Consider the following 9,843-nt stretch of genomic DNA (forward strand, 5'->3'; position numbering starts at 1 on the left):
GAATTAAGGTTGAGAATATTTTTGCAAAGTTCAAAGTGTTTAACATCTTTTCAACAACTTACCGCAATCGTAAGAAACGATTTGGTTTAAGAATGAACTTGATTGCTGGTATTATCAATTTTGAAAGGCTATAAACGTTTCGCAGGAAGTCTATTTCAAATTGTTTTGAGTATCAACGAAAAAATCCCTTTGCTTCATGGTTAGCAAAGGGATTTACCTTTATTTCAATGTGGATTGTTTAAGCTTCGTTAAGGGCAGCAAGAAGGGCATCCGCTTGTTTGTTCAAATCAGCGATGACTTCTTCAGAAGCAACAAATTTTCCATCAGCCCAAGCAGAGTCATTGACTGGTGAAGTTGTGATTTGGTCTACAAATTTTGTACGGATAAATGGTAGTAAATCACGGTAAATAGCCGCGGCTTGCTCGTGTCCAGCACTAGCTACCAAAGAGACAGTAGAGACCTTATCTTGGAGTGCAGAAGGTCCTCTTGTATCTGAAAGGTCTAGAGCACGACTTGCCCAGTCCAAAAGATTTTTTACAGAACCAGGGATAGAGAAGTTGTAGACTGGAGAGAAAATCCAGATAGCATCTGCAGCCATGATAGCTTTACGAACAGCTGCAACTGGAGCTGGTGTTGGAACTTCTAGCTCTTGAGAGAAGACAGGAACATCTTTCCAATCTAAGTAGCTAACGTTGGCTTTGCCTTCTAGTACTTTTTCAGCTGTTTCAGCCATTTGTTTGTTAAAAGATCCTTCACGTAGAGATCCGACGATAAATAAAATGTTTTTCATCACTTGTTCTCCTTTTCTTTACAACTGATAGTATAAATTATTTATTACTAATTAGCAAGAATTTTAACTCAAGTTTTTAAATTTTTTCAAAATCCGAATTAAATCTTCTTTATCTTCTTGAGTTAAAACTGAGAGAGCCTCCTTGACATGAGCGATGTGTTCAGGATAAATGGCTTCAATTTGATCCCTGCCCATGGGAGTTAATTCAATCAGAAAAGCTCTGCGATCCGATGGATCGCAGACGCGCGTGATGAGACCATCCCGTTCCATATTACGAATGATCACGGTCATGTTTCCTGAGGTTGCTAGCATTCGGTCGGTCAAATCTTGAATCCGCATTTTGCCCTTAGCGTAAAGAGTATCTAAGACTGAGAATTGACTGGGTGTTAAACTATGGTCACGAGCTGCTTTCTGCTCCAAACATCGAATGGAGCGATCTGCATTTCGAAAGACAATCATAGTTTTTAAATCCAAAGCTTCTTTTTCAAATAGTTCCTTCATGTTTCTTATTGTATCAAAAAGAACTAACTAGTACAATTAAAAGCAGATGCTTAGCCTATAGCAATCTACACTAAAAAACTGTATAATAGAAAGGTGAAAAAAATAGTCTATTTAGAGCCCTATTTTCCCAAAGGGCAGTTTTTCCTTGGAATTTTTGCTATCTTATCCATTATTTGTTTTTCGAGTCTTTACCTGATTGATTTGGGGACTAAGACCCAGGATGTCAGGATGTCCAATGCCCAGATTCGTGCTCAAGAATTGGCAGGATTTAGGGAAATTGAATCGGTGGAAGTGTTTAATGGACAGGAATCGTATACAACAGTTTTCGGAAAAAATACAGTTGGGCAAGACCAGGCGATTATTTTGAATTCCAACCAGGAACAAGTTGCTCTGGTTGATTTAAACCAAGGTGTGAGTCGTAGTGAAGCAGAACAGTTGGCGAGTGAAGCTGGTGCGGATCCTATTCAAGCCAGTCGCTTGGGCTATGATCAAGGAAAAGTTGTTTGGGAAGTTCGGTCGGGAACAGCTTATTACCTAATTGATTTTCAAGAAAAGAAACTAATACGGAAGGAGGGAGCTTAATGTTAGCTGATCGTGTCAAATACATGGAGGAAAGTGCGACCTTAGCTGCCGCTGCGAAGGCTAGAGAATTAGCAGCAGCAGGGAGAGATATCATTTCTTTGACCTTAGGAGAGCCTGATTTTACGACTCCGGAAGCTATTACTAAAGCGGCCAAGGAGTCCATAGATTCAGGAAAGGCTTCGTTTTACACTCCACCATCTGGTTTACCTGCCTTAAAAGAAGCGGTTCAGGACTATATGTCTCAGTACTATGGTTATCCTGTTCAAACCTCACAAGTGTTGGTGACAACAGGAGCCAAGATGGCTTTAGCAGCTTTCTTCCTCTCAGTTTTGAACCAAGGAGATCAGGTTCTGCTTCCAACTCCTTATTGGGTTTCTTATGTAGAACAGGTGATATTAGCACAAGGTCAAGCGGTGTTTGTAGAGGGGAAGGAAGAGCGGAATTTTAAAATCGAGGTCCGTCAACTCGAAGAGCTTTGGAACGAGCGTGTCAAGGTTTTACTCTTGAATAACCCCTCTAATCCTACAGGGAATCTTTATACAGAAGAGGAATTAGAGGCTATTGCGAATTGGGCCATCCAGCGTAAAGTGTTGATTTTGGCAGATGATATTTACGGACGTCTGGTTTATAATCAAGCTGAGTTTGTATCTATTGCAAGTCTTTCGCCCGAAATTCGTAAGCAAACAGTTGTGATAACAGGTGTTTCTAAAACGTACGCCATGACTGGATGGCGGATCGGATTTGCAGTTGGTCCTCAAGAAATTATTCAGGCTATGGGGAAGCTAACTAGTCAGTTGACTTCTAACCCTGCGACTGTTGCCCAATATGCGGCCATTGCAGCCTTAAAAGGGGGGCAAGAGGAAGCTGAGAAGATGCGTTTAGCCTTTGAAGAGCGCCTCAATACCATTTATCCGCTTTTAAATCAGGTTCCAGGTTTCCATGTGACCAAATCCCAGGGAGCCTTCTATCTATTTCCAAACGTTGAGGAAGCTATGAAACTAAAAGGGTTTTCTAAGGTTTCAGATTTCACCAATGATCTTTTGGAAACGGTCGGAGTAGCTTTGGTATCGGGGGATGCCTTCGGTAGTCCCAATCATGTTCGCTTGAGTTATGCGACGGATTTGGATACCTTGAAAGAAGCGATTACTCGCTTAGAACAGTATATGAATGTGTAAAGGAAAAAGTATGTCTAAAAAGTATGTGTCTATTCGTGATGTCAAAGACCATGTAGGTCAAGAAGTTACTATTGGTGCTTGGGTTGCTAACAAATCTGGTAAAGGGAAGATAGCCTTTTTGCAATTACGGGACGGTAGGGCTTATTTTCAAGCTGTTGCCTTTAAACCAAATTTCCTTGAAACATTTGGTGAAGAAGAAGGTGCTGCTAAATTCGATACCATCAAAAAACTCAGTCAGGAAACTTCTGTTGAAGTAAAAGGTATTGTTAAAGAAGATGAACGTTCTAAATTTGGCTATGAGCTAGATATTACAGATCTCAAAGTGATTGGTCAATCCGTTGATTATCCCATCACACCAAAAGAACACGGAACAGATTTCTTGATGGATCATCGTCATCTCTGGTTACGGTCTCGTAAGCAGATGGCGATCATGCAAATTCGGAATGCCATTATTTATGCAACGTATGAATTTTTTGATCAAAATGGTTTTATCAAGTTCGATAGCCCAATTTTGTCGGGAAATGCAGCGGAAGACTCTACAGAGTTGTTTGAAACCGACTACTTTGGCAATACAGCTTATTTGAGCCAATCTGGTCAGCTTTATCTCGAGGCTGGTGCTATGGCTTTGGGTCGTGTCTTTGACTTTGGTCCTGTTTTCCGAGCGGAAAAATCTAAAACTCGTCGTCATTTGACAGAATTTTGGATGATGGATGCTGAGTATTCTTTCCTTTCTCATGATGAGTCTCTTGATTTGCAAGAAGCCTATGTGAAAGCCTTGATTCAAGGTGTATTGGACCGTGCTCCACAGGCATTGGAAATTTTGGAACGGGATGTCGAGCTTTTAAAACGTTACATTGCTGAACCTTTTAAACGGGTTAGCTATGATGAAGCGATTGACTTGCTTCAAGCGCATGAGCAAGATGAAGACACAGATTACGAGCATTTGGAGCATGGAGATGACTTTGGTTCTCCTCATGAAACCTGGATTTCAAATCACTTCGGTGTGCCTACCTTTGTAACAAATTATCCAGCAGCCATTAAAGCTTTCTACATGAAACCTGTTCCGGGCAATCCAGAACGTGTACTGTGTGCAGATTTGTTGGCTCCAGAAGGGTATGGGGAAATTATTGGTGGTTCCCTTCGTGAGGACGATTACGATGCCCTTGTTGCGAAAATGGATGAGTTGGGAATGGATAAATCAGAATACGAATTCTATTTAGACCTTCGGAAGTATGGTTCTGTTCCTCATGGTGGATTTGGTATAGGAATTGAACGAATGGTTACCTTCGTAGCCGGTACCAAACATATCCGTGAAGCCATTCCATTCCCACGGATGCTTCATCGTTTGCATCCATAAGATGATTACAATTGAGGAGGCTGGACTAAGGTCCATGCCTCATTTTTCTAAATAGGAGATTGTTCGATGAAAGAGAAACTGCAATTGGTTGTTGTGACGGGGATGAGTGGAGCAGGGAAAACTGTGGCTATTCAATCTTTTGAAGATTTGGGGTATTTTACGATTGACAACATGCCCCCAGCCTTATTGCCGAAATTATTGACCTTGGTTGATGGTTCTGCTGAGCAAAAACGTATGGCATTGGTCATTGATATGCGAAGTCGGTCTTTTTTCAAGGATATCCAAGAAGTGTTGGATGAACTGGAAAATCGAGATGATTTAGATTTTAAAATCTTATTCTTAGATGCGGCCGATAAGGAATTGGTCGCTCGTTATAAGGAAACACGTCGAAGTCATCCACTAGCGGCTGACGGGCGTATTATGGATGGTATTAAGCGGGAACGTGAGCTATTGGTTCCCCTTAAGAGTATGAGTCAGAATGTCGTGGATACAACAGAATTAACGCCACGTGAACTACGTAAGTTGTTGGCTCAACATTTTGCAGATCAAGACTTTGAACAAGCCTTTCGGATTGAGATCATGAGTTTTGGTTTTAAATATGGACTTCCAATGGATGCTGATTTGGCTTTTGATGTTCGTTTCTTACCAAATCCTTATTACCAAGTCGATTTACGCGATCAAACAGGATTAGACCAACCTGTCTATAATTATGTCATGGAGCAAGCAGAGTCGGGAGATTTTTATCAGAATCTCTTCAATCTTTTAGATCCGATTTTACCAGGTTACCAGAAGGAAGGTAAGTCTGTACTAACAATTGCAGTCGGCTGTACCGGTGGACAGCACCGTAGTGTTGCCTTTGCTCGTCGTTTAGCGGATGATTTGGCTAAAAATTGGAATGTCCGGGTTAGCCATCGGGACAAGGACAGAAGAAAGGAAACGGTTAACCGTTCATGAGGAAGAAGCGAATTACAGTGATCGGTGGTGGTACTGGAATCTCGGTTATTCTGAATAGCCTCCGAAAACAGGATGTGGATATAACGGCTGTGGTTACGGTGGCCGATGATGGGGGGAGTTCTGGGAAACTACGTGAGGATATGCAGCTTACCCCTCCAGGTGATTTACGCAATGTTCTATTGGCAATGTCGGACATGCCCAAGCTTTACGAAAAAATTTTTCAGTATCGCTTTGCGGAAGACGACGGTCCTTTTGCGGGCCATCCTTTAGGGAATTTAATTATTGCAGGTATTGCAGAAATGCAGGGGTCGACTTACCATGCCATGCAGCTGTTGACAAAGTTACTGCACACAACCGGAAAGATTTATCCTTCGAGCGAACGGGCTCTGACCTTACATGCTGTTTTTGAAGATGGAACAGAAGTTGCTGGTGAGAGTCATATTGCCAAGCATGGTGGTATGATTGACCATGTCTATGTGACCAATACCTATGAGGATACGAAACCTCAGGCTAGTCGAAATGTAGTTCAAGCCATTTTGGAAAGTGATATGATTATTTTAGGCCCAGGTTCTCTCTTTACTTCGATTTTACCGAATATTATGATTGAAGAAATTGGTCAGGCATTAAAAGATACCCAAGCTGAGATTGTCTATATCTGTAATATTATGACTCAAAAAGGGGAGACGGAGCATTTTACAGATGCTCAGCATGTACGAGTTTTGCACAAGCATTTGGGTCAAGCCTTTATTGATACAGTTTTGGTTAATGTAGACCAGGTTCCTCAAGACTACATGAATGACCACGAATTTGACGAGTACCTGGTTCAAGTCGAACATGATTTTGCGGACTTGGCTAGCCAAGTTCCTCGGGTTATTTCTTCCAATTTTCTTCTTTTAGAAAAAGACGGAGCTTTCCACGATGGTGATTTGGTTGTGGAAGAAATTATGAAAATTACCAGTCACAAGCATTAGAGAAGGGAGGGCATTTTCATGAGTTTTACCAGTAATATCAAAGAAGAAATTCTGGTCCTCCCTGAGCGCCATCCGGCTGAATTAGCAGCCCTCATTAAACTCTCTGGGAGTCTAGGTTTGAGTCGGGAGGGGCTAACGCTCTCCGTAACAACTGAAAATGCTAAAGTGGCACGCTTTATTTATGAATTTCTCTTGGAGTGGTTTGATATTAAGTCGGATATTCGCCACCATCAGAAGACGAATCTCCGTAAAAATCGTGTTTATACTGTATTTATGGACCATGGAGTCAAAGACTTATTAGATATCCTTGGGCTATCGCCGGCCTTTTTTGAGCAAGAGACCGGCCTGCCTGTGTCCATTATGGACCATGATGATGCAGCTCGTGCCTATTTGCGTGGTGCTTTCCTTGCTAGTGGCAGCATGCGGGATCCTGATTCTGGTCAATACCAATTGGAGATAGCTTCCGTCTATATGGATCATGCTCAAGATTTGCGGCAACTGATGCAGGACTTTCTATTGGATGCTAAGGTTTTAGAAAGAAAAAGAGGGGCGATCACCTATATCCAGCGTGCGGAAGACCTAATGGATTTTCTCATTATTATTGGGGCTTTGGAAGCTATGGAACAACTGGGTCAGATTAAACTAATGCGGGAAACTCGAAATGATCTGAATCGAGCAACCAATGCAGAAACTGCGAATATCGCTCGAACTGTTAAGGCTAGTATGAAAACCATTAATAATATTAGTAAAATCATAGACCATATCGGTCTGGAGAGTTTGAGTCCTGAGCTGCAAGAAGTTGCTCGTTTTCGGATTGCTCATCCAGATTACTCTCTCCAGGAATTAGCGGACAGTCTTCCTACCCCCCTTACTAAAAGTGGATTGAACCATCGATTGCGCAAGCTTAATAAGATTGCAGAGGAGATACCTGAGTGAAAGTTGCTGTTTTAGGAGATATCCATGGGAATCTGACTGGTTTAGAAGCAGTAGTGGCGGATGCTCAAGAGGCTGGCGTTGAAGAATACTGGCTTATGGGCGATGAGTTGATGCCAGGACCATCGCATGTGCAGATTCTTGACCAGCTTGATAGCCTGCCCTACACCGTTCGTTTACGGGGAAACTGGGAGGATTCCTATCTTAAAGCCAGAGCTGGTATCTATCCTCGTAAGAGCTCTTTAGATTTATTTGTTTATCGTCAAAGTCAACATCTGGATGGCTTTTTGAATGATTCCCATCGTCAAGAAATACAAGCCAGACCTCTCTATTTACATCGAAAAGTAGGACCCTTACGTTTCAATCTTTCGCACCATTTACCTCAAAAGAACTGGGGACGTGATTTAGTACCACCTTTTGAACAAGCGGATTTAAATGTTTTGTTTGCACAAGATGAGGCAGATGTGGCTATTTTTGCCCATAGTCATGTACAGGGACTTCTCTACACGGAGAAAGGTCAATTAGTTTTGAATCCGGGTTCCGTTGGACAACCCTATTTTCCATGGGATACCTTGCGTCAAGATTTACGGGCTCAATATCTCTTGCTCGAGATTGATGACTCCGGTCTTGCTCAAATAGATTTTCGTAAGGTTGCTTACGATGTTGATTTGGAAATCAAGCGAGCTTTAGATGCTCCCATTCCTTATTTTGATTTTTATCAACAGTTGATGAAAACAGGCATTCGTCTCAGCAATGATCCAGATTATTTGGCTTCCTATCATCAACAAAGAGGGACGCAAAAAGAAGTTGAGGATTATTTTGGAATTGATTTTTGAAACGATTAAACATACTGTGTGAGAAAGAAAAATCAGGAGTTAACCAAAAATATTTGGACAAATAGAGACAGCTGAATCAGAAAGTCTGTTCATTGGTTAAAGTCGTTTTTGAAACCTAACTGGTTACTGAAATTGGGTTACTCTATGGCAAAGATTGTAGGAAATGAGACTTAATGACTAGTCATCAGAGACTAGCTGGCTTCTTCTATGAAAAAGCAGGAAGAAAAGGGAAGTTCAGTGAATTTTCAAATGAAAATGTAACATGTTTAAAGCAAGTCAAGAGGAGTGATATGATGGAAATACCTAAATATTCCGAACTTTATACTATTATTTTAAAAACTTTAAACGATGGACAAATCCACTCGAAAAAGGAACTGAAACAGGCTGTTATCCAAGAATTTAAGCTAGATGCGAAATCTCAACAAGCTTTGCTAGCAAGTGGAAGTCAGACGCTATTGGATTCTAGGGTTGGCTGGGCAACCACTTACCTCAAGAAAGCACTTGTTATTTCTAGTCCCAAACGTGCTCAGTTTCAAATCACGCAAAGAGGGATGAACTTATTAGAAAAATTTAATGAGATCAATGAGTTGGTTTTGTTGTCCTTCCCTGAATTTAAAGCTTTTAAACAAAATCGTCCTTCCAAAGGAAAGATTCTGGAAACAGGAGATGTGATTGAGGATAATTCTCCACGAGAGGTCTTAGAGCAAGCTTATAGAGAATATAATCAAACTTTAAAAGAAGAGCTTTTAACAGAACTGTATCGAATGGATCCCTATCGATTTGAACAATTAGTCGTCAATCTTTTGGTTAAAATGGGTTATGGATTACCAGCTCCAAGTGGGAATTGGCAGAAGTCCTCAGGGGATGAGGGTATTGATGGGATTGTAAACGCAGACCCTCTCGGTTTTGAAGCTATTTACATTCAGGCAAAACGTTATCAAGAAGGAAATACGGTTGGAAGACCAGAACTACAGCGTTTTGTGGGAGCCTTGGCTGGTCACGGAGCTTCAAAAGGGCTTTTTATGACTACCTCTAGCTTCACTAAGGGTGCTCGGGAATTTGCGGAAAAAAATCTGAATGCTAAAATTGTTCTTGTAGATGGTTCTTCTTTAGCTCAGTTTATGATTGACCATGATCTTGGTGTTTCAACTGAAAATATCTTCCATTTAAAGAAGTTGGACAGTGACTTTTTTGAAGACTAAAAAGTTCTTTGTCCTCTGATATAGTCCTACTTAAGTAGACAATCCAACTAAGTATTGTTTATGAAAGTAGGGTTTTTACGATGTCTAGAAAAAAGATACGCGTTTTGAAGATAAACTAAAATTTGTTTCTAGAGGCTGTAGTAGTGAAGCTTCTAGCTATGAGCTAGTTCATCGACAGTGAAAACACCTATACTCTGTTTAAAGGAAAAATCAGAACAAGTGAAAGCTAGGTCGAAAGCAAATCTAAAACAGGTAGTTAACTATTACAGTAAGTAAGCACTCACAAAATAGATTAATACTCGTTCAGAATCAAAATTAGCAGATATCCATTCTCTACGGACAATAGATTGTAATTGACTAGTTGATAGATTTTGAATGACTTCTTGAAGCTGATCAATGACATCATCCAATGTTTTAAACACCTTATTCTTAAATCCTAATTTGCGAATTTCTGCCCAAACTTGTTCAATGGGATTCATTTCAGGAGTATAAGGTGGGATAAACGAAAATTCTATATTTGCAGGAATCCTCAATGTCTGTGA

The 9,843-nt window shown here is 40.8% G+C and carries 11 protein-coding genes and 1 pseudogene; 9 read left to right on the forward strand and 3 right to left on the reverse strand.

Going from position 1 to position 9,843, the window contains the following annotated elements; translation table 11 throughout:
- Positions 1 to 134, forward strand: a pseudogene (locus E4T71_RS07120) (IS5/IS1182 family transposase); the annotation flags it as partial.
- A 104-nt stretch (positions 135 to 238) separates the two neighbouring features.
- Here the strand turns inward: E4T71_RS07120 and E4T71_RS07125 are convergent.
- Both E4T71_RS07125 and E4T71_RS07130 read right to left on the reverse strand, forming a co-directional pair.
- Positions 239 to 790, reverse strand: a complete 552-nt coding sequence (locus E4T71_RS07125; protein ID WP_135038462.1) for an NADPH-dependent FMN reductase — start codon at positions 788 to 790, stop codon at positions 239 to 241.
- 63 nt (positions 791 to 853) lie between these two features.
- Positions 854 to 1,300, reverse strand: coding sequence for a MarR family winged helix-turn-helix transcriptional regulator (locus E4T71_RS07130; RefSeq protein ID WP_135038464.1), 447 nt, complete (start codon positions 1,298 to 1,300; stop codon positions 854 to 856).
- 84 nt (positions 1,301 to 1,384) lie between these two features.
- On the opposite strand from E4T71_RS07130, the gene E4T71_RS07135 reads away from it, so the two are divergent.
- The 8 genes from E4T71_RS07135 to E4T71_RS07170 all read left to right on the forward strand — a co-directional run bounded on the left by E4T71_RS07135 (position 1,385) and on the right by E4T71_RS07170 (position 9,301).
- Positions 1,385 to 1,873 (forward strand): DUF5590 domain-containing protein, encoded by a 489-nt coding sequence (locus tag E4T71_RS07135; RefSeq protein ID WP_135038466.1) that lies wholly within the window; start codon positions 1,385 to 1,387, stop codon positions 1,871 to 1,873.
- On the forward strand, positions 1,873 to 3,048 hold the full coding sequence (locus E4T71_RS07140; RefSeq protein ID WP_135038468.1) for a pyridoxal phosphate-dependent aminotransferase: 1,176 nt from the start codon (positions 1,873 to 1,875) through the stop codon (positions 3,046 to 3,048). Before E4T71_RS07135 ends, E4T71_RS07140 begins: the two co-directional genes overlap by 1 nt.
- A 10-nt stretch (positions 3,049 to 3,058) precedes the next feature.
- Positions 3,059 to 4,405 carry an asparagine--tRNA ligase gene (asnS, locus tag E4T71_RS07145; RefSeq protein WP_135038470.1) on the forward strand — a complete coding sequence of 449 codons (1,347 nt, stop codon included), beginning with the start codon at positions 3,059 to 3,061 and terminating at the stop codon, positions 4,403 to 4,405.
- Between the two features lie 66 nt (positions 4,406 to 4,471).
- Positions 4,472 to 5,359: an RNase adapter RapZ gene (rapZ, locus tag E4T71_RS07150; RefSeq protein ID WP_135038472.1), complete on the forward strand. Its 888-nt coding sequence runs from the start codon at positions 4,472 to 4,474 to the stop codon at positions 5,357 to 5,359.
- Positions 5,356 to 6,330 carry a YvcK family protein gene (locus E4T71_RS07155; protein ID WP_135038474.1) on the forward strand — a complete coding sequence of 325 codons (975 nt, stop codon included), beginning with the start codon at positions 5,356 to 5,358 and terminating at the stop codon, positions 6,328 to 6,330. The genes rapZ and E4T71_RS07155 overlap by 4 nt, the downstream gene beginning before the upstream one ends.
- A gap of 18 nt (positions 6,331 to 6,348) precedes the next feature.
- The gene (whiA, locus tag E4T71_RS07160; protein ID WP_135038476.1) at positions 6,349 to 7,266 is read left to right on the forward strand and encodes a DNA-binding protein WhiA; all 918 of its coding nucleotides are present in this window, start codon (positions 6,349 to 6,351) and stop codon (positions 7,264 to 7,266) included.
- Positions 7,263 to 8,099: a metallophosphoesterase gene (locus E4T71_RS07165; protein WP_135038478.1), complete on the forward strand. Its 837-nt coding sequence runs from the start codon at positions 7,263 to 7,265 to the stop codon at positions 8,097 to 8,099. The genes whiA and E4T71_RS07165 overlap by 4 nt, the downstream gene beginning before the upstream one ends.
- Before the next feature lie 293 nt (positions 8,100 to 8,392).
- Positions 8,393 to 9,301, forward strand: a complete 909-nt coding sequence (locus tag E4T71_RS07170; protein ID WP_167758489.1) for a restriction endonuclease — start codon at positions 8,393 to 8,395, stop codon at positions 9,299 to 9,301.
- Positions 9,302 to 9,564: 263 nt separating this feature from the next.
- Here E4T71_RS07170 and E4T71_RS07175 read toward each other — a convergent pair.
- On the reverse strand, positions 9,565 to 9,843 hold a 279-nt coding region (locus E4T71_RS07175; protein WP_228062377.1), incomplete at its 5' end, for a transposase.

The sequence above is a fragment of the Streptococcus sp. WM07 genome (genome assembly GCF_004570525.1).
Classification (GTDB): Bacteria; Bacillota; Bacilli; order Lactobacillales; family Streptococcaceae; genus Streptococcus.

Coding starts and splice junctions, on each gene's coding strand:
- E4T71_RS07125 (WP_135038462.1), bottom strand. CDS start 790: ATGAAAAACATTTTATTTATCGTCGGATCTCTACGTGAAGGATCTTTT.
- E4T71_RS07140 (WP_135038468.1), top strand. CDS start 1,873: ATGTTAGCTGATCGTGTCAAATACATGGAGGAAAGTGCGACCTTAGCT.
- asnS (WP_135038470.1), top strand. CDS start 3,059: ATGTCTAAAAAGTATGTGTCTATTCGTGATGTCAAAGACCATGTAGGT.
- rapZ (WP_135038472.1), top strand. CDS start 4,472: ATGAAAGAGAAACTGCAATTGGTTGTTGTGACGGGGATGAGTGGAGCA.
- E4T71_RS07155 (WP_135038474.1), top strand. CDS start 5,356: ATGAGGAAGAAGCGAATTACAGTGATCGGTGGTGGTACTGGAATCTCG.
- whiA (WP_135038476.1), top strand. CDS start 6,349: ATGAGTTTTACCAGTAATATCAAAGAAGAAATTCTGGTCCTCCCTGAG.
- E4T71_RS07170 (WP_167758489.1), top strand. CDS start 8,393: ATGGAAATACCTAAATATTCCGAACTTTATACTATTATTTTAAAAACT.